This is a genomic window from Streptomyces sp. A01, assembly GCF_059026195.1.
In genome coordinates, this window is record NZ_JBWLKN010000013.1 from 123647 (window position 1) to 141218 (window position 17572).

The following is a 17572-nucleotide window of genomic DNA, read 5'->3' on the forward strand; positions in this document are numbered from 1 at the left end:
TCACGGCGGCGGCGCACGGCGGCAGGGGCCGCCGCGGTCGGCTCAGCCGTTGGACAGTTCGCTGAAGGCCGACTCAAAGATGGTCAACGCGGCGGCCACCTGAGGCAATCCCAGCGGGTCAGCCGCGTCGAGCGCGCCGAGCCGCTGTTCGTCGTCGGCGCCGAGCAGCGCCAGGGTGGACAGCCGTACCCGCAGGGCGTCCGGCGCGTCCCCGAACCGGTGACCGCCGGGCACGAGCCTGCCCAGCCGCCGGGTGAGGTGGCGTTCGAGATCGACGGAGTCGGCGATGCCCCTGGCCGCCAGCGCCTCGCGGAGTTCTTCCAGGTCGACGTAGAGGTGATGGCCCGCCTGGGGCGGGCGGCTGAGCACCCCGCGGACCTTGAGCGCCTGATGCGCCGCCGCGCCGACAGCCCCGTACGCGCGAGCGGCGGCCGCCGTCCTGGCACACACCGGGTCCGGCTCGCTCAGGGCCTCCGTGGCGGCGGCCGCCACCGGCACCGGGATCTCGGCGCGTGCGGCGGTGAGGGTGGCCAGCAGCCGGTGCCGCAGCTCAGCGCCGTGCTGGGTGGCGGGAAAGCGGGCGATGCCGGCGGGCCAGCTGGGCGGGGTGAAGGCGCCCGCGAGATCGGCGAGGACCAGCACCCGTTCGGGCAGCATCTCCGCCGGGCTGAGCAGGACGCTGTCGCCCCGTTGCGGCGATCCGGCGCACGGGGCGGGGTGCACCGTGTCCCGCCAGGTCTCGTCGCTGATGACCAGCAGGTCCTCCGCCTCCGCCGCCTCACAGACCTCGTGCAGCAGCTCGGGCGGCGCCACGGTCCCGGTGGGGTCGTCGGCCACGGAGAGCAGCAGCGTCCGGGGCACCCCGCCCTCGGCCCTGATCCGCCGTACGGTCTCCAGCAGGGCGAACGGGTCGGGGAGACCGCCGCATTCGGCGGGCGCCGGTACGTGGTAGCTGGGGCGGCCGGCGAGCCGGGCGAGCGGCGCGTACCAGGCGGCGCAGGGCCGGGTCAGCAGGACGTCGCCGCCGATGGTGGCGAGCAGCGACAGCAGCAGCGGCTGGGCTCCGGGACCGGCGAGGACCTGGGCGGGCTCGGTGTGCAGGCCGCGGCGGGACCAGTAGCCGCCCGCCGCGTCGCGCAGCGGCAGCGAGCCGCCGACGGGGTCCGGGTCGGCGCGGCCGGTGGCCGCGGTGAGATGCGCGGCGAGTTCGGGCAGTGGTGGCAGCGCGCCTTCCGCTGCCAGGAGGGGCGTCAGGCCGCTGGGAGCCGGGCCGGGCCGCTGCATCCGTACCTCCGACGGCGCCGTGGGGATGAGGGGGCCACCTTCGCAGATCCCTTGCCCGCGGCGGCGGGCCGACACGTGGACGGGCGGCGCGGCCGGGGCGATCCGGCCAGCCGGGTCCGGGAGGGCGAGGCGCGTACACCCCACGGGAACGCGTACCCCGCGTGGGCCCCGTACACCGCGCGGGACATGCGGGACATGGGTGACGTGCGCCGCGTTTGCCCCCACCGGACGGCGGGCACCCGGCCGACGCCCGGCCTGGAGGGGCCGAAAGGCAGCGACAAGGCGGCGGCAAGGCGGCGAAACGGCGCTCGGCGGCGGCACAGCACCACGGAGACGGAGGGGGCGGGGCGGGACTCGCACTCGCACGTCCCCGCGCACGCGAGCGCGGGGACAAGGAAAGGGAAGGACATGACCAGCATGCCTGAGGGTCAGCGCGACGCGCTGGAGCTGCTGACGAGTGACCACCGCGAGGTGGAGAGCCTCTTCGCGGACTTCCGGGTGAGCGCCGACCCCCGTCAGCGGCGGCGGCTGGTGGACCGGACGACCATCGCGCTCATCCAGCACTCGGTCGCCGAGGAGGAATACCTCTACCCGACCGTCCGCAGGGCACTGCCGAACGGCGACCAGCTCGCCGACGAGGAGATCGCGCAGCACACGGCGATCGAGGCCACACTGAACGAGCTGGACGACATGAACCCGTCGAACGAACGGTTCGACGCGCTGGTGCGGCAGCTGTCCGACGAGGTGACCGCGCACATCCGGGGCGAGGAAGACGTGATCTTCCCCGACCTGCGGGACCGGCTGACGGCGGAGGAGCGGATGGCGCTCGGCCTGCAACTGGTGGCGGCCAAGCGGACGGCGCCGACGCACCCGCATCCGGAGACACCGCACAAGCCGCCGTTCAACAAGGCGCTCAACCCCGGGATGGCCCTGGTCGATCGGGTCCGGGACTGGCTGTCCGGCCGAACTGGATGAGACCGGGCTCCAGACCGCGCCCACGGGTGCGCACCACCGTCTCGGCGAGCTCGACCAGCTTCCTGTTGGTCTGCTGGGACCTGCGGCGCAGCAGGTCGAACGCCGCCTGCGCGTCACAGCCCAGGATGTACATGACGATGCCGCAGGCCTGGTCGACGACGGGGCGGGTGCGCAGCGCGGCGTCGAGCTGGTCGACCTCGGCGAGCGCCTCCTGGTAGCGGCGGGCGCAGACGAGGTTGGCGACGGTCAGGTCGCCCAGCAGCCCGGCGGTGTCCCAGTCCGCCTCCCCCAGAGCGCCGGGGCGCAGCCCGTACAGGCTGAGGGTGATGGCGAGGCCGTCGTACTGGAAGGGCAGGGTGGCGCTGGAGCGGACACCGGCCTCCAGGGCCTTGGCCCGGAAGCGCGGCCAGCGCTGGTCGCGCAGCAGGTCGTCGGCGGAGCTGGGCCGCCCCGTGTGCAGCGCGGCGGGGATGGGTCCGTCCCCGGACGCCAGTTGCACGGAGACCAGCGCGGAAAGGTCGGGGTGGGTGGCGGCGGTCAGTTGCTCCTCCAGGTCCGCCTCTGCCTCCGCCGCCTTGAAGCCCTGCTCCTCAAGGAGGCCGAAATCCTGTAGCTCGGCCGGGCGGGGGCCCGCCCCCGCATCCCTGCGGGTCCGGCTCTCGTGGTCCACGGCCCCGGGCGCGGGGCCGTCCAGCACCCGGCCATGGCTGCCGGATACGGCGATGTCGCGGCCGGTGGCGTCGCAGGCGGCGACCGCCGTGGCGGTGGCCCCGCAGCTCGCCGGGGCATGCGAGGCGGCCTGCTCGGCGAGCCGGGTCAGTTCCCTGCTCAGGGCGGCGCCCTCCGGTGTGGCGGACTGGAGGGGAGGTATATGACTGCGGTCCAGCATGAAAGTGATCATCCTCTCAGCGAGTGCGGTTTCCCCGTCCCTGTCACCACTGTGCGGATGCCCCCGCTGAAGCGGGGGAAACGGACTGGTGAACACCGGAACAGGCTGGCGGGGCAATAGCCCGGTGCTGCGGTACGGCGGGTTCCGGGCGAGCGGGAACCGGCTAGCGTGTGGGCATGACCGGGGCTGAGGGTGATGAGTTCGGCGAGGAGCTCGCGGATTTCCGTCGGCGTGTCGAGGAGCTGCGCACGGTACGCGCGCTGCCGTCCGAGGAGCGCCTTGGCGCTCTCGAAGCGGCGTTGCTTGAGCTCCAGCACGTCGCGGAGGTCCTGTGGCCGCGCTATGAGGAGCTGTCCGCCGCTGCCAGGAGGAACGGCAGCCGTGCGAACTCGCAGGAGCAGCGGCTGCTGCGCGCGCTGTTCCAGCGGCTGCCGGTGGCGGTGGCCATGGTGGACCGGGAGTCGATCGTCCGGCGGATGAACTTCGCCGCCACCCAGCTGTTCGACACCCGGCCCGGGTATGCGACGGGCCGGACGCTGACCGGCTGGTTCCGGCACGACTCGCGGGCCGCTCTGCGGTCGCAGATCGCGGCGGTGGCACGTGGCGAAGGCGGGCGGAGCCTGCTCGTGCACGTGCCGCGACGGCCCGGTGACGAGGAGCCGGAGCCCGGGGCGCTCTGGGTGACGCTGGGAGCGCTGCGCCCGCCGGACGAGCGGCAGTTGGCCGTTCTCGCGGTGTTCCAGCCCACCGAGGGCGAGTCCGGACCGGGCGGACGCGCCATGGGCTTCTCGCCTGGCGCCGCGCGCTCCACGACCCAGACCGACCTCGCCGAGGTCTCCCGCCAGGCCGAGGTGCTCGACCTTGTTGATGACATGGCCACGGCACTGCTGTGCGCGCCCGGCGTCGAGGTGGTCCGCGCGGGCCACCACGGCGTCCTCACCTCGGCCTCAGCCGACCTGTGCGGCGAGGAGGGCCCGGCCCTGTCCCCCAGCGCGGCGGTCAGCGCGGCCGTACTGGACGACAGGGACCCGGACACAGGCACCGTCACCGGCATAGCCGAGGCCACGGGCGCGGAGCCGGGCTCCGGCCTGGTGTCGCTGACCGGCCCCGAGGCGGAGCAAGCGGAGATGGCGAGACGCGCGGCCCGCGTCCTGCACGGCCGGTTCGCCGACTGGGTCGTCATCGACTGGGCGGACCACACCACTGACGCCCCGGCCGGCGTGGCCGCCCGCTCCGCCTCCGCCGCGCACGAGCGGCCACGCCGACTGGTGGCCCTCGGCCCCGATGCCGCGGCGGGCCTGGTGGCCGAGGTCGCCGAGCAGGACCCGACGAGCTGTCCGCTGGTGACGGAAGCGGTACGGACCGGCTCGTCGGCGCTGCGCGTCCGGCCGGAGGACGCTGACGCGTTCGGCCGGGACACCTCCGGCGCGCCCATCCTGGTGGGCGCCGAGGCCACCTCGCTGCTGTGCGTGCCCCTGCGGGGGCGGAACGACTTCCCCGTGGTGGGCGCGCTCACCTTGTTCCGTACGGGAGCGCGGCGGGCGTTCGAGATGGCGGAGGCCGGGGCTGCGGATCGGATGGCGCGGCATCTCGCGCTCGCCCTGGGCCGGGTCGCTGACGGGAAGGCCACCGCACGGTAGCCGGGAGACGGCGGGCGCGTCACGCCGTCGGCGGACGCGTCACGCCGCTTCGGCACCCACGACCTGGTCGCACAGGCGCGCACAGGTGCGGCTGATCAGCCGGGAGACGTGCATCTGGGACATGCCGAGCTGGTCGGCGATCCGGCTCTGCGTCATGTCGCAGAAGAACCGCATGTACAGAATGCGCTGTTCACGCTCGGGCAGTGCGCCGATCTTCGGCTTGAGGGCTTCCCTGTCGACGATCCGGTCGTAGCTGGGTTCCGTGCTGCCGAGGGTGTCGACCAGGGCGTACCCGTCGGCCGAACCGGTCATCTCCGCGTCCAGCGACAGCGCCGAGTAGCTGTCCAGGGCCTCCATGCCCGCCCGGACCTCGGCGGGGCTCAGCCCGGTGTGCCGGGCGATGTCGGCCACGGCCGGCCGGCGGCCGTCCGGGGTGCGCGTCAGCTCCTGCACGGCGACGCGCACCTTCTGGCGCAGCTCCTGAACGCGGCGCGGCACGTGCAGGCTCCACAAGTGGTCGCGGAAGTGCCGCTTGACCTCGCCGACGATGGTCGGCACCGCGAAGCTCTCGAAGGCCGAACCCCGGTCCGGGTCATAGCGGTTGACCGCCTTGACCAGGCCGAGCAGCGCCACCTGCTCCAGGTCCTCCCCGCTCTCGCCGCGGTTACGGAAGTTCGCGGCGATCCGTTGCGCCATCGGCATCCAGGCGCAGACCACCCGCTGTCGCAGCTCATCCTTCTCGGCACCGTCCGGCAGCTCGCTAATGCGCCGGAACTCCGCAGAGGTGTCGGGGGCGTCGTTGTGAGGGTGCCTGGTGCGTGCTCGTACGGACGTCATGTTCCGCTCTCCCCTGAGTCGGTGCATCGGTACACCGCCGGGCCGGTACATCGCTGTACCGCGCAGCTCGGCGATCGGTGATGTCATCGCGGGAGCGGGGCCTACGCGACCGGAACAGGCACGCGTCGGCAGCCAGCGGCTCCCACGGGCGTGCCTCCGGTCCGAAGCACATCAGTGCGGATGCCCGGCGCCTCTGGGCGTAAACCCCCCTGGTTCGCGGGCGCGATGATCCGGCGCCGCGCGAAGCGCGTCGCCCGAGGCGGCGGCGCGGGCGTTCGCTGAGGCCAGAGCGGTTGTGGCCGGTCCTTGGCGGCCACGTGCGGGCACGTACGGGCCGAGGTGGTCCGTGACGCGGCACACGCCGCCCGGTCCGCGAGGGGAGGGCGCACGGAACAGAGGAAGGATCAGGGGCGGCGCCCGAGGAGAGAGAGCAACTTGGTCTGCACATCGGCTCCCGGCGGCGGAGTGACCGGAGCCGCGAACAAACCGGACTTCTCCAAATCCGCCGCGTACGGGGTGATTTCGCGTACGGCGAAGTCCACGAGCGGCCCGGGCAGCTGTTCGTCCGCCCCGACGGCCCGGGACAGGTCCCAGGCATGCACCACCGCGTCCATCGTCATCTGCGCGCAGTACGCGTCGGCGCGGCTCTCACCGGAGGACAGGTGCACCGTCCGATCCAGGGCGCCTGGCTCGCGGAACGCCTCCCGCGCGGCCGCCATGGCGCCGTCCCACACCACGACGGGATCGGACCCCAGCTGATCGCCGTCGAAGGCGTCGCCCTGCTCCTCGATGGTGGAGCCGTCCCGTACCAGCGGCGGGACCCAGAGCTGTTCGACCGTCAGGTGGTGCACCAGGTCGCGCACGGACCAGTCGGTGCACGGGGTCGGCGCGTCCCACTGGTCGGGGCGGACCGCGTGGACCCGGTCGGAGAACAGCTCAAGCGCCTCTCGGTTCCTGCGGAGTGTGCGGTGCTCGGTGGTGTCAGCCATGACACTCATCCTCCTCGCCTCCAGGGACGACCGCCCGTGGGCAGCGCCCGCCGGGGTAGCGACTGGTGCGTCCGGCGTACGGCGCGGCACGCTGACGGGCCACAAGCCGACGCCCCGACCAGCCCTGAACATCCCGGACACCCCGCACCCTGAACACCCTGAACACCCCGCCTCCGGGAAGGCCCGGGGAAGACTCCGAAAAGGCGCCAGGAACGTCGGGGAGTCGGAGGAAATCCGGCCACGAAGCCCCGAAAGCCCGTGAATCCGTAAATTCCGGCATCACTGTCGCCGGGTCGGGTCCCCCGCGCCACCGGCCGCAAACGCCCGCCTTCCGGAACTGGGCACTCCCCCGGCAGCCCCGTCACCTGCCCTTCCTTCGCCCATATGCCTGACCGGCTCGCTGTGTGATCAGCCAGGGCTCGGGTACCCGTGTCCGCACAACAGCCAGAACGGCCCGCATAGGCGCCTCGCGGTGGGGGTAGCGCCCCACAAAGCCTGTGGCTCGTACGCACCCGCGCGCACCACGGACACACGAAACGCCCGCTCCACAATTCCAGACACGCACAACGTCGGACACGCGCGACTTCAGACGCTACGGAAGCGAAGCCCCGCAGGCGCTCCCAGTCCCCGAAATCCTCCAGACTGTCGACAGCCCTTGAGCCGCAAAGGGCCGAGTACGCGCAAGCCCCGAAGGCCCGAGAGAAGGCGAATGACATGGCAGAGTACGTACGGCACGTAATGACCCCCGAGGTGACGGCGGTGCCGCCGGACGCCTCGCTGGTGGAGGCCGCCCAGCTGATGCGCGCCCAGGACATCGGCGATGTGCTCGTCGCCGAGGACGGCCGGTTGCTCGGTGTGCTGACGGACCGCGACATCACCCTGCGCGCGGTCGCCGACGGCGCCGATCCGCTGACCGTGAGCTGCCTCTCGGTGTGCACGCCGGAACCGGTCACCATCGCCCCCGACGCCGCCGTGAGCGACGCGGTCCGCCTCATGCGGCAGCACGCGGTACGGCGGCTGCCCGTGGTGGAGAACGGCCAGCCGCTCGGCATGGTCAGCATCGGGGACCTCGCCCAGGCGCAGGACCCCGGCTCCGTGCTCGCCGACATCAGCCGGGCACAACCGGGCGGCAGCACGCAGGGGACGCGTGGAGTGGCGTTCTGACCCGGCCTCCGCGCGCGACGGCCACGGCACACGGCCGCGCACGCCGCCCGTCCGGCTGACGCACGACACCGCCGGACCGCCTACCGGCCGCCTACCGGGCACGGTGGGGCTGAGCGGGGACCTGACGTACAGGGAGGGACACATGGCGGGGAAGAGCGCGGGGCACGGCGGACCGCGACGGCGGCGGGGCGGCCCTTCGGCCGTGCCGCGACGAACGTCGGCCAGGCACGTCGGCCCCGCCGCCGTGTGGCCGGGCCTGAAGGCCGCACGGGAGGCGTGGGCGGTGTCCGCCGGGCCGACCGCCGCCATGCCCGTACCGGTGACGAGCCGACGGCGCCGGCTCATCGGCTGGGACAAGCGGGCCTTCCACGTGGTGGCCTCCCTGCACTGGCCCGGCGCCGAGCGGGTGCTGCCGCGCCTGAGCCGCAGTGCCAACCACGGCCTGCTGTGGTTCGGACTCGCCGCGGGCATGGCCGCCTCCGGTTACCGGCCGGCCCGCAGGGCGGCGCTGCGCGGAGCGGCCTCCCTCGCCGTGGCCTCGGCCACCGTCAACACCGTGGGCAAGCGGTCGGTGCGCAGGGCGCGGCCCCTCATCGACGCCGTGCCGGTGATACGGCGGCTGCGCCGCCAGCCGCTCACCACGTCCTTCCCCTCGGGCCACTCCGCTTCGGCGGCCGCCTTCGCCGTGGGCGTCGCGCTCGAATCGCGGCAGTGGGGCACGGCGGTGGCACCGCTGGCGGCCTCGGTCGCGTTCTCCCGCGTCTACACCGGGGTGCACTACCCGAGCGATGTGCTCGTGGGCGCCGCGATCGGCGCGGGGGCCGCCTTCGCCGTACGCGGCCTGGTGCCCACCCGCTCCCAACTGCCGCCCGCCGCCCGGCCGCGCACCGACGCCCCCGCGCTGCGCAAGGGCCGTGGGCTGATCGTCGTCAGCAACTCCGGATCGGGCGCGACGAGCGTCTGGCCGCCGCGAACCGACCCGCTGGAGCCCGTACGGGAGGCCCTGCCCGAGGCCGAGTTCTGGACGTTCAAGCCCGAACCCGGCACCACCCCCGAACCGCCGCCGGACGCCGCCCCCATGACGGCGCACGAGCCCGTCCCGGCCGCGGGCCCCGCGACCGCGAGGCTCAAGACCGCCACCCGGTCCGGGCACACCACCGCCGACCCCCGCACGCGCACAGCCGGGCCGGGCGCCGACGACGCGGGCACCGGCGAAGTCGGCGGCACCGCTCAACCGGCCTCCCTGGCCGAGCTGCTGGAGGAGGCCGCGGTCCGGGCCGCGGAACTCGGCGGCGCGCTGGGCGCGTACGGCGGCGACGGGACCGTCAGCACCGCGGCCACCGTGGCGGCCCGCCACGGCCTGCCGCTGGCCGTGCTGCCCGGCGGCACCCGCAACCACTTCGCCTACGACCTGGGCCTGGAGACCGTCGATGACACCTGCCGCGCGGTGACCGCGGGTGAGGCGGTCGCCGTGGACCTCGCCCGGTTCACCGGTGACGGCGGTGCGGCGCCCGCGCCCTTCGTGAACACCTTCAGCATCGGCTGCTATCCGGAGATGGTGCGCGTCAGGGAACGCTGGTCGGGCCGGATCGGAAGCTGGGGCGCGGGCGTGCTCGCGGCCGCCCGGGTGCTGCGCACCGCCGAACCCCTCGATCTCACCGTCAACGGCAGGCGCCGCTCGGTGTGGATGCTCTTCGCGGGGAACTGCTCCTACCGCGGCTGGGGTTCGGCCCCGGCCAGCAGGTACGACCTGGCGGACGGCCTGCTCGACGTGCGCGTCGTCCACGGGGGCCGGCTCCCCCGGGCCCGGCTGCTTTCGGCCGCCGTGGTGGGCGTGCTGCGGCGCTCTCCCGTACACGCCGAGGCACGGCTGCGACGGCTGCGCATCGACGGCGTCCCCAAGGGGACCCCGCTCGCCTACGACGGCGAAATCCGCCCGGCTCCCACCGGGTTGACGGTCGACAAGGTGAACGAGGCCCTGCGTGTCTACCGGCCGCTCGAAGGCTGACACCGGGTCCCCGACCGCCGTCGCGGCCTTCTCTCGGGGCGACCCCGCGCAGTGCGTGCGGGGCGGTCCGCCCAGCCCGGACCATCGAGTCCAACGAGTCCACTGAGTCCGCTGAGACCAGCCGGTCCACCGAGGCCGGCCAGTCCATATAGCAAGACGCTACTCTCGCTATCCGAGATGGCCGCGTACGGTCGGAGAACGACGCGCTCCGCCGCACGCGAAGGGGAGACCCACCATGTCCACTGGCACGCCGGCCGATACGGCCGTCTACACCCACGGCCACCACGAGTCGGTGCTCCGCTCCCACACCTGGCGCACCGCCGCCAACTCGGCGGCGTACCTCCTCCCCGAGCTGTCCCCCGGACTCACCGTGCTGGACGTCGGCTGCGGGCCCGGCACCATCACGGCCGACCTGGCGGAACTGGTGGCGCCGGGACAGGTGACCGGCGTGGACGCGGCCGAGGGCGTCCTGGCGCAGGCCGCCGCCACCGCCGCCGAACGCGGGCTGACCAACGTCCGGTTCGCGGTCGCCGACGTCCAGCGGCTGGACTTCCCGGCCGACTCCTTCGACATCGTCCACGCTCATCAGGTGCTCCAGCACGTGAGCGACCCCGTCCGCGCGCTCAGCGAGATGCGCCGGGTCTGCCGTCCCGGTGGGGTGGTCGCCGTCCGGGACGCCGACTACGCCGCCATGACCTGGTATCCGCGGGTGCCGGGGCTGGACGACTGGCTGGCGCTCTACCGCACGGTGGCACGCGGGCACGGCGGCGAGCCGGACGCCGGGCGGCGGCTGCTGTCGTGGGCGCGCGAGGCGGGCTTCACCGACGTCACCGCGACGGCGTCCACCTGGTGTTACGCCACCCAGGAGGAGCGGGACTGGTGGAGCGGCCTGTGGGCGGACCGCACGGTGGACTCGGAGTACGCGCGGCGGGCGGTGGACGGCGGGCACGCCGACCGGGACCGGCTGCGGGCGGCGGCCGACGCCTGGCGGGAGTGGGGCAGCCGGGGTGACGGCTGGTTCGCCGTGCTGCATGGCGAGATCCTCTGCCGCGTGTGATCCCTTCCAATTAGGCTCGTCCGCATGGATATTCTGGGGACCTCATTGCGGGTGTGCGTGACGGATCTGGACGCCGCTGTCGGCGTCTACGAGCGGTTGACCGGGGCCGAGGCGCTGCGCTTCCAGCGTGGCGGCGTCTCGGTCGCGGCCGTGGGCTGCTTCTTCCTGATGTGCGGGCCCGAGGCGGAGCTGTCGATCCTGCGGAAGATCACCGCGACGATCGCGGTGAAGGACGTGGACGAGGCGGTGGCCGACCTCACAGCGGTCGGCGCGCAGATCATCGCGGGCCCGCTGCCCACCCCCATCGGCCGCAATCTGGTGGCCCGCCACCCGGACGGTTCGGTCTTCGAGTACGTCGACCGGAAGGCGCCGGACGGGGCCTGAGCATGGCCGCCCCCGCAGGGACGGCCGCCCCCGCCCACGGCGGCCGGCCGTCCCCGCGGGGCGGCCGCGTGCCGTGCGGCGCACGCCCGGCCGCGACCGCGCGACACCGGCCGACGTGAACACCGGCCCATGCGAGCGTGCCGGGACAAGGCTCCACGCGTCAGAAGGCCTCTACGCGTCAGAAGGCCGAGTCAGGAGGGCCGCATCCGGTACTCGTAGCGGTCCGGCAGCGGGTGCTCGGCGCGCGCCCTCGCCCGCACGTCCTCCGCGGTGAGCCGCCCGCCCGGGTCCTGTTCCACGATGAGCCGTTCGGCCACCGCGTACCAGGTGTCGCTCAGCGTCTCGTCGCCCTCGCGCAGGTCGTCCACCTCGAAGCCCTCGTCGAAGACCGCGCGAGCCGCCGCCACTTCGCCGCGCGCCAGCATGACCTGCGCCCCCAGCAGCGTGAACCTGCCGCGCTCGCGCAGCGCGGCGGGCAGCGCTTCCAGCACCTCGCGCGCCTCGTCCGCGCGGTCCACGGTGAGCAGCGCGCGCACCGTCTCGCGTCCGAGCCCGGCGAGCGCCGCCGTCCACCGCTCCGTGGTCTCCTCGCCCGGCGCTCGCGCCCCGTCGGCTCCGGGCGCTCCGGCGGCACCGGCCCCGCATACGCGCCACCCCTCCAGCGCGCCACGGAAGGCGGCCAGCGCGCGGTCGGCGGCGCGGTCGGCGTGGGCGTCCTCCTGGTCGGCGATGGCCAGGCAGCGCAGCACCGGCCACCAGTCGCTGATCTCGATGGCGCGTTCCCAGCTGCGGACGGCCTGCGAGCGGTCTCCGGCATGCCACTGTGCGACACCGAGGTGGTACTTCAGGTGCGGGTCGACGAGGACGTCGGCGTCGGCGGTCTCCAGCAGTTCACGCCAGTTCCGGGAGACCAGCGAGGGGCCGGGCGGCTGGGCGCGCTCGGGGGCGGGGAGGGCGCCGGAGCGCAGCAGTTCGCGCCACGGGTGCTGGTCCGCGCCGAGCGTCGCCGGGACGAAGGGCGTGCCCGGCAGGACGTATCCGCCGCGCTCCACCTCCAGCGCGCCCCAGCCCGAGCCGGTGGCCAGGGACTCCTTCGGCTCGGCGTCGGCGAACGGCAGCCAGGCGGCGTACGCGGCGTCCACGTCGGCTCGCGGCAAGGCGGCTTCGAGCCGCTGGGCGACCTCGTCGCGGGCGCCCGCCCAGTCCGCCCCGTGCACGGCGGCGGGGTCGGCCGCCAGCGGCCCGTAGGCCTCCAGCCAGCTGAACTCCTCTTCCGCGCCGAGGCGTACGTGCTCCAGCTGTGTGCGGGCCAGTCCCGCCTGGATCTCGGCGTACCCGCCGGTGCCGGGCTCGGTGAGCCAGCGCTGCCAGCGGCGGCCGCCGTCGCCCGCGCCCCACAGGAACAGCTTCCGGCCGCGCAGCAGGTCGGTCGAGGTCTGCACCAGGCCGCGGCCTTCGGCGTCCAGCGAGGTGATCCAGCGCCGGGTGCCGTCGGGCACGTCGTAGAAGTAGTCGGCGACGTACTCGCCGCGCAGCGGGTAGGTGCGGTCCGCGCCCTCCCACTCGGGCACGGTCACGCGCCGCAGGGCACGCTCGTAGCCGAACTGCCAGGCGGTGTCGGCGGGGGCGAGGACGCGCGTGTGCTCGTCCTCGGGGACGGCGATGTTGGACCACCAGTAGACGGGGGCGGGATGCGGATGCGGGTTGCGTACCCGCACGCCCACGTACAGGAAGTCGGAGCCGTCGGGGAGCCAGAGGTCGACCTGGAAGGGCAGGTCGCGCAGCCGCTCCCACTCCCACAGCCGCAGCATCTCCCCGCCGTCGGGCGCGGGCACCCGGGCGGCGTGCAGGGGGGCGCAGGACAGGGTGGTGTGGCCGGTGGCGCCGATGTTCCACTCGATGCCGCCGGAGAACCAGGCGCCGTTGAGCGCGAAGTCCGCGGGCTGGAAGACCGGGTTCCGGTAGAGGAGTTCCCGCCCGGTCGCCTTGTGGACCAGGGAGTACACCCGGCCGCCGAGGCCGGGCAGCACGGTGGCGCGCAGCCGGTCGTTCTCGATCACGATCGCGTCGATGCCGGCGGGGGCGCGCTCGCGCGTGTAGGCGTCGCGGAGCCGGGTGGGCAGGACCGAGCGCAGCGGTTCGTACGCGACCTGCCTGGCCATCTGGTCGGGCAGCCGCGCGCGCACCTCGTCGTCGATGTGGTGGACCTCGTCCAGCGGGCGCAGGGCGGGCAGCGGGTTCTCCGGTCCCAGCGGCGCGGCGGGAAGGGTCAGGGTGATACGTCGCACGCTCGTTGCCACAGCTGCCTCACTCAGTCCTTCGCCTGGGGCCACCTCGGCTGTGGCGACCGTCCGATGACCATGGAACAGGGTGAAAGCCCCGCTGAACAGGGGCTCCCTCGGTCAGAGTTACGCCAAAACGATCACTGGAGGCGGACACCGGCGGCGGACACCGGGAGAGAGCGAGGTAAGGTGACCCTAATCTTTTAGGAGTTCTTTGCCTGCCCCGCCAGCACCTGTCCACATTCCGGAGGTCTTGCCGATGCCCGCGCCCGCCCCACCGACCGGCGCGCCCAGGCGTCCACCGCGCATTCCGCGCCCCGCACCAGTCCCCCGGGCCGACAGCCCCAGGATCGCGGCGCTGGGGCGGCGGCCGGACGCGGAGGCGGTAGCCGGGTTCTGGCGGGAGACCGCCGCCGAGGGCACGCCGCTCGTCGAGCCGGACCCGCTGGGCAGCGCGGACCACGCCGTCGTCACCTTCCTCTGGCGCGGCACGCAGGCGACCCGCGCCGTCATGGTGCTGCCCAACAAGGTCGTGGACCCCCGCGACATGGACCGCAACCTGATGACGAGGCTGCCGGGCACCGACATCTGGCATTGGTCGCTGCGGATGCGCCGCGACTGGCGTGCGACGTACGCGCTGTGCGTGGACGAGGGGCAGCCCACGGAGCAGGGCACGGCGCCGGGTCCTGCCGAGCTGACGGGCCCCGCCTACGCGCGGTGGCTGCGCGGCCAGGGCCGCCCCGACCCGCTCAACCGCAGGACGCTGCCGCGCCGTTGGGGTGGCGAGCCGCAGTCCGTCGTGGAGCTGACCGGCACGCCGGGAGCAGCCGACTGGGAGCCGCGTGCCGAGGCCCCGGCGGGCGCGGTCTCGGTCCACCTGGTCCGCAGCGGCGTCCTCGGCAACGAGCGGCGGGTGTGGGCCTACACACCGGCCGGGTACGTGCCCTCCGCCGGGCCTGCGGAAGCTGACGAGACCGCCGGTCCCGGTGAGAACGGCACGACCGCCGAACCCGCCGGGCAGGAGGGGCTTCCCGTTCTCGTCCTCTTCGACGGGGAGATGTGGCAGCCGCAGCTGGGCGTGGCCACGCTGCTCGACAACCTGATCGCGGACGGCCGGATTCCGCCGCTGGTCGCGCTGCTGCCCGAGTCGCTCGGCAACGAGACCCGGTGGGACGAACTGGCCTGCGACGACCGGTTCGTGGACTTCCTCACCGATGAGCTGCTGCCCTGGGCGGCAGGGCGCTGGCCCGTCACCTCCGAGCCCGCGCGCACCGTCCTCGCGGGGCAGAGCCTGGGCGGCCTGATGGCCGCGCACGCCGCCCTGCGGGCACCGCACCGGTTCGGCAACGCGCTCGCCCAGTCCGGCTCCTTCTGGTGGCCGGACGGGCCGGACGAACAGTGCTTCGCCTCGCTGGTCGCGGCGGCCCCGGAGCGCCCCGCGCACCCTGTGCGTCCCGTGCGCTTCTGGCTGTCGGCGGGCGAGCAGGAGTGGGTGCTGCTGCCCGCCAACCGGCGGCTGCCCCAGGCGCTGCGGGCGAAGGGCCACACCGTCAGCTACCGGGAGTTCAACGGCGGCCACGACTATCTGTGCTGGCGCACCGAGCTGGCGGACGGCCTGGTCGCCCTGTTCGGCGACGGGCCGGCACGCTCCGGCGGGGAGAACTGACCTCCTCCCTGGCCCCGGCTGACCCCGGCTGACCCGGGCCGGCCCCCGGCTCTGGTCAGTCCGCCGGCTGGCTGAAACGCAACTGGTTGCCGAACGGGTCGAGCACGGTGACCGAAAGACCGACCTCGTCCTCCTCCAGGCCCGGGTTCAGCTGCGGGTAGTCCTTGGCGAGCAGCTCGGTGTGCAGCTCCCGCACGCCGTCGAGTTCGATGTAGACGACCGTGCCCGGGGTGCCGTCCCCATGGTGCTCCGACAGGTGCAGCACGAGAGACCCCCGGGACACCTGGGAGTACAGGGGCGTTCCGTCGCCCAAGCGGTGCTCCCAGTCCACGGCGCAGCCCAGGTACCCGACGTAGAACGCGTGGGCCTTGGCCCGGTCGAAGATCCGCATCACGGGCACGGTGCGACGGAAGGCAACAGTCATGCCTTCACTGTGCCCCCTGCGCGGCCCGCGCGGGTCATTTCGACGGTGATGGCCCAGCGTTCGTGATCGCGCCACGCGCCGTCGATGTACAGGAAGTCCGGCGAGAAGCCCTCAAGGCGGAAGCCGAGCCGCTTCACCAGCGCCAGCGACCGGTCGTTGCCGGGCTGGATGTTGGCCTCAAGCCGGTGCAGCGCCAGCGGGCCGAAGGCGTACGCGATGACGAGGCCGAGTCCCTCCGTCATCAGGCCACGGCCCGCCGCGTGCGCGAACGCCCCGTAGCCGAGCGCCCCGCACTGGAAGGCGGCGCCGACGATGTTGTTGACCGTGATGAACGCGGCGATCCGGTCCGTCTCCCGGTCGCAGACCACGAAGCCCTCCCGGCCGGGTTCCTCCAGCCGTCCGGCGTAGCGCGCGAACTCCGCACCGGTCGTCGGCGGGAACAGCCACGGCCGGTGCAGCGCGACGCTCCGCCGCGCGGCCAGGGTGAACTCCTGCTCATCGCCCCTGCCGAGGTGGCGGATGGCGGTGCGCTCACCGTGCGCGAGGTACCCGGCGGCGGCGGGGGGCCGCGCACCGGAATCGGCGGTGCCGGTCATCCGGGGCCCGGGACCCGGTTCGTCAGGCGGTGCGGCAGACCGTGCGGCAGGCATCGGCTCATCGTACGAAGCGGCTCGCCGCGCTGCGAGCCGGGGGAGGCAGCGCCCCCGTACCGCCGCACCACCCGCGCTCTCACCGGAGCCCTGACGGCTGTCTCCACGGCTGTCTCCACGGCTGCCTCCACCACCGCTCTCCCAGCCGTCGTCACCGCCGTCCTCACCGCCGTCTGAAGAGGTACGCCCCGCACAGGCCGCCGATGACGGCCATCGCCCCCAGCGCCAGCCACAGGGGCATCGTGACCTCGGGGATCAGCAGCCGGATCTTGACCTGGCGGGTGTTCTCCACGATGAAGACCACCGCGAGGACCGCGACCACCATCAGGGTGATCTTGCCGGGGGTGAGCAGCCCGCCCTGGCCTCCACCGGTTTTCTGGTTCTTGGGGCTCATTGGCTGGACCCTTCCGTCGGAACTCGGCCGCCCCCCTGGGTCCAGCATGGTCGGCTGGGCGGCGCGCGCATCCTTTCGGGCCTAGGTCTGGACTGTCCGGGTGACGTCGGCGGTGTGGAGACCGGCGGCCGCCCAGGCGGCGGCGTAGCCAGGCCGTACGGGAATGTCCGCCAGCGTCCAGCGGCCGACCGGGGACGGGCGCGGCCCCGAGCCGACGTAGGTCACCGACAGGTCCTGCGACAGCCCGGTGCCGATCCCCTTCAGATACGCCTCCTTGCGCGTCCAGCAGCGGGCGAACGCGGTGGGGCGGTCGGCCCAGGGCAGCGCCGACAGCTCGGCGTACTCGCGCGGGTGCAGGCCGGGGGCGATATCGGCGACCGTCCTGGCCGACTGCACCCGCTCCACGTCCGCGCCCACCGGGGTACCGGCGAAGGCGAACAGCACCAGGTCACCCGCGTGGGAGAGGGAGAAGTGCAGCGGTGCGCCGGGGACGGCGGGGCGGCCGTGCGGGCCGCCGCAGCCGGGGCACGCCTCACGGGTGAACGGCACGGCCGCCGGGTCCTGGCCGAGGTAGCCGCCGAGCAGCTGCCGCAGTGCCACGTGCGCCGCCGTGTAGCGGTCGCGGTCGGCGGGCCGCAGGAAGCGCGCGGCGCGCTCCCGCTCCGTGTCGTCCAGGACCGCGACGGGCGGCCCGTCGCCCGCCGCCTCCGTCCACGCGGCGACGCTCAGCAGCCACAGCCGGGGGGCTCCGCCGTCGGCCCACAGCGCGCCGGGGACCTCCGTGGGAAGCGGATCACGGCCGAAGACGCTGGGCTCGCCCGTACCGGCCGACCCGGCCGCCACCGGCGGGCCCGGGATGCGTGCGGCGTCCCCGATCCCGGGGTCGACGGCCGTCATCGGCCGGTGGCCGCGCGCGGCGTGCGGGCGGC

General features: G+C 74.0%; 16 protein-coding genes. 7 read left to right on the plus strand and 9 right to left on the minus strand.

Going from position 1 to position 17572, the window contains the following annotated elements; translation table 11 throughout:
• Positions 1–42: 42 nt before the first annotated feature.
• On the minus strand, positions 43–1284 hold the full coding sequence (locus AC5P1B_RS19385; protein WP_493888552.1) for a pyridoxal phosphate-dependent aminotransferase: 1242 nt from the start codon (positions 1282–1284) through the stop codon (positions 43–45).
• Positions 1285–1692: 408 nt separating this feature from the next.
• Here AC5P1B_RS19385 and AC5P1B_RS19390 point away from each other — a divergent pair, with 408 nt between their 5' ends.
• Complete coding sequence (locus tag AC5P1B_RS19390) at positions 1693–2259, plus strand: hemerythrin domain-containing protein (RefSeq protein ID WP_493888553.1); 567 nt, start codon at positions 1693–1695, stop codon at positions 2257–2259.
• Here the strand turns inward: AC5P1B_RS19390 and AC5P1B_RS19395 are convergent.
• The gene (locus AC5P1B_RS19395; RefSeq protein WP_493888554.1) at positions 2198–3148 is read right to left on the minus strand and encodes an ANTAR domain-containing response regulator; all 951 of its coding nucleotides are present in this window, start codon (positions 3146–3148) and stop codon (positions 2198–2200) included. The two genes, AC5P1B_RS19390 and AC5P1B_RS19395, sit on opposite strands and share 62 nt — an antisense overlap.
• A gap of 176 nt (positions 3149–3324) precedes the next feature.
• On the opposite strand from AC5P1B_RS19395, the gene AC5P1B_RS19400 reads away from it, so the two are divergent.
• Complete coding sequence (locus AC5P1B_RS19400; RefSeq protein WP_493888555.1) at positions 3325–4788, plus strand: PAS domain-containing protein; 1464 nt, start codon at positions 3325–3327, stop codon at positions 4786–4788.
• Between the two features lie 39 nt (positions 4789–4827).
• Here the strand turns inward: AC5P1B_RS19400 and AC5P1B_RS19405 are convergent, their stop codons facing one another.
• The gene (locus AC5P1B_RS19405) at positions 4828–5625 is read right to left on the minus strand and encodes a SigB/SigF/SigG family RNA polymerase sigma factor (protein WP_493888633.1); all 798 of its coding nucleotides are present in this window, start codon (positions 5623–5625) and stop codon (positions 4828–4830) included.
• 404 nt (positions 5626–6029) lie between these two features.
• On the minus strand, positions 6030–6623 hold the full coding sequence (locus AC5P1B_RS19410; RefSeq protein WP_493888556.1) for a TIGR03086 family metal-binding protein: 594 nt from the start codon (positions 6621–6623) through the stop codon (positions 6030–6032).
• Between the two features lie 705 nt (positions 6624–7328).
• On the opposite strand from AC5P1B_RS19410, the gene AC5P1B_RS19415 reads away from it, so the two are divergent.
• The 4 genes from AC5P1B_RS19415 to AC5P1B_RS19430 all read left to right on the plus strand — a co-directional run bounded on the left by AC5P1B_RS19415 (position 7329) and on the right by AC5P1B_RS19430 (position 11227).
• Complete coding sequence (locus AC5P1B_RS19415; RefSeq protein WP_493888557.1) at positions 7329–7778, plus strand: CBS domain-containing protein; 450 nt, start codon at positions 7329–7331, stop codon at positions 7776–7778.
• Positions 7779–8085: 307 nt separating this feature from the next.
• Positions 8086–9786: a bifunctional phosphatase PAP2/diacylglycerol kinase family protein gene (locus AC5P1B_RS19420; protein WP_493888634.1), complete on the plus strand. Its 1701-nt coding sequence runs from the start codon at positions 8086–8088 to the stop codon at positions 9784–9786.
• Between the two features lie 235 nt (positions 9787–10021).
• Positions 10022–10843, plus strand: a complete 822-nt coding sequence (locus AC5P1B_RS19425) for a methyltransferase domain-containing protein (RefSeq protein ID WP_493888558.1) — start codon at positions 10022–10024, stop codon at positions 10841–10843.
• Positions 10844–10867: 24 nt separating this feature from the next.
• Complete coding sequence (locus tag AC5P1B_RS19430; protein ID WP_493888559.1) at positions 10868–11227, plus strand: VOC family protein; 360 nt, start codon at positions 10868–10870, stop codon at positions 11225–11227.
• A 191-nt stretch (positions 11228–11418) separates the two neighbouring features.
• On the opposite strand, the gene AC5P1B_RS19435 is transcribed toward AC5P1B_RS19430, so the two are convergent.
• A complete protein-coding gene (locus tag AC5P1B_RS19435) occupies positions 11419–13527 on the minus strand; it encodes a DUF5107 domain-containing protein (protein WP_493888560.1) in 2109 nt (702 codons plus the stop codon).
• A gap of 241 nt (positions 13528–13768) precedes the next feature.
• Here AC5P1B_RS19435 and AC5P1B_RS19440 point away from each other — a divergent pair, with 241 nt between their 5' ends.
• Entirely contained in the window at positions 13769–15175 is a 1407-nt protein-coding gene (locus AC5P1B_RS19440) for an enterochelin esterase domain-containing protein (RefSeq protein WP_493888561.1), read from the plus strand.
• Positions 15176–15230: 55 nt separating this feature from the next.
• On the opposite strand, the gene AC5P1B_RS19445 is transcribed toward AC5P1B_RS19440, so the two are convergent.
• The 4 genes from AC5P1B_RS19445 to AC5P1B_RS19460 form a co-directional block, all read right to left on the minus strand.
• Complete coding sequence (locus AC5P1B_RS19445; RefSeq protein WP_493888562.1) at positions 15231–15599, minus strand: glyoxalase superfamily protein; 369 nt, start codon at positions 15597–15599, stop codon at positions 15231–15233.
• Entirely contained in the window at positions 15596–16195 is a 600-nt protein-coding gene (locus AC5P1B_RS19450; protein WP_493888635.1) for a GNAT family N-acetyltransferase, read from the minus strand. Before AC5P1B_RS19450 ends, AC5P1B_RS19445 begins: the two co-directional genes overlap by 4 nt.
• Before the next feature lie 217 nt (positions 16196–16412).
• Positions 16413–16643, minus strand: coding sequence for a DUF1049 domain-containing protein (locus AC5P1B_RS19455; protein ID WP_493888563.1), 231 nt, complete (start codon positions 16641–16643; stop codon positions 16413–16415).
• 81 nt (positions 16644–16724) lie between these two features.
• Positions 16725–17540, minus strand: a complete 816-nt coding sequence (locus AC5P1B_RS19460; protein WP_493888564.1) for a 4'-phosphopantetheinyl transferase family protein — start codon at positions 17538–17540, stop codon at positions 16725–16727.
• Positions 17541–17572 lie beyond the last annotated feature (32 nt).

What these genes read in the sequence shown, in the direction of transcription:
- AC5P1B_RS19385 (WP_493888552.1), bottom strand. Translation starts at nt 1,284, where the DNA reads ATGCAGCGGCCCGGCCCGGCTCCCAGCGGCCTGACGCCCCTCCTGGCA.
- AC5P1B_RS19390 (WP_493888553.1), top strand. Translation starts at nt 1,693, where the DNA reads ATGACCAGCATGCCTGAGGGTCAGCGCGACGCGCTGGAGCTGCTGACG.
- AC5P1B_RS19395 (WP_493888554.1), bottom strand. Translation starts at nt 3,148, where the DNA reads ATGCTGGACCGCAGTCATATACCTCCCCTCCAGTCCGCCACACCGGAG.
- AC5P1B_RS19400 (WP_493888555.1), top strand. Translation starts at nt 3,325, where the DNA reads ATGACCGGGGCTGAGGGTGATGAGTTCGGCGAGGAGCTCGCGGATTTC.
- AC5P1B_RS19405 (WP_493888633.1), bottom strand. Translation starts at nt 5,625, where the DNA reads ATGACGTCCGTACGAGCACGCACCAGGCACCCTCACAACGACGCCCCC.
- AC5P1B_RS19410 (WP_493888556.1), bottom strand. Translation starts at nt 6,623, where the DNA reads ATGAGTGTCATGGCTGACACCACCGAGCACCGCACACTCCGCAGGAAC.
- AC5P1B_RS19415 (WP_493888557.1), top strand. Translation starts at nt 7,329, where the DNA reads ATGGCAGAGTACGTACGGCACGTAATGACCCCCGAGGTGACGGCGGTG.
- AC5P1B_RS19420 (WP_493888634.1), top strand. Translation starts at nt 8,086, where the DNA reads ATGCCCGTACCGGTGACGAGCCGACGGCGCCGGCTCATCGGCTGGGAC.
- AC5P1B_RS19425 (WP_493888558.1), top strand. Translation starts at nt 10,022, where the DNA reads ATGTCCACTGGCACGCCGGCCGATACGGCCGTCTACACCCACGGCCAC.
- AC5P1B_RS19430 (WP_493888559.1), top strand. Translation starts at nt 10,868, where the DNA reads ATGGATATTCTGGGGACCTCATTGCGGGTGTGCGTGACGGATCTGGAC.
- AC5P1B_RS19440 (WP_493888561.1), top strand. Translation starts at nt 13,769, where the DNA reads ATGCCCGCGCCCGCCCCACCGACCGGCGCGCCCAGGCGTCCACCGCGC.
- AC5P1B_RS19445 (WP_493888562.1), bottom strand. Translation starts at nt 15,599, where the DNA reads ATGACTGTTGCCTTCCGTCGCACCGTGCCCGTGATGCGGATCTTCGAC.
- AC5P1B_RS19450 (WP_493888635.1), bottom strand. Translation starts at nt 16,195, where the DNA reads ATGACCGGCACCGCCGATTCCGGTGCGCGGCCCCCCGCCGCCGCCGGG.
- AC5P1B_RS19455 (WP_493888563.1), bottom strand. Translation starts at nt 16,643, where the DNA reads ATGAGCCCCAAGAACCAGAAAACCGGTGGAGGCCAGGGCGGGCTGCTC.
- AC5P1B_RS19460 (WP_493888564.1), bottom strand. Translation starts at nt 17,540, where the DNA reads ATGACGGCCGTCGACCCCGGGATCGGGGACGCCGCACGCATCCCGGGC.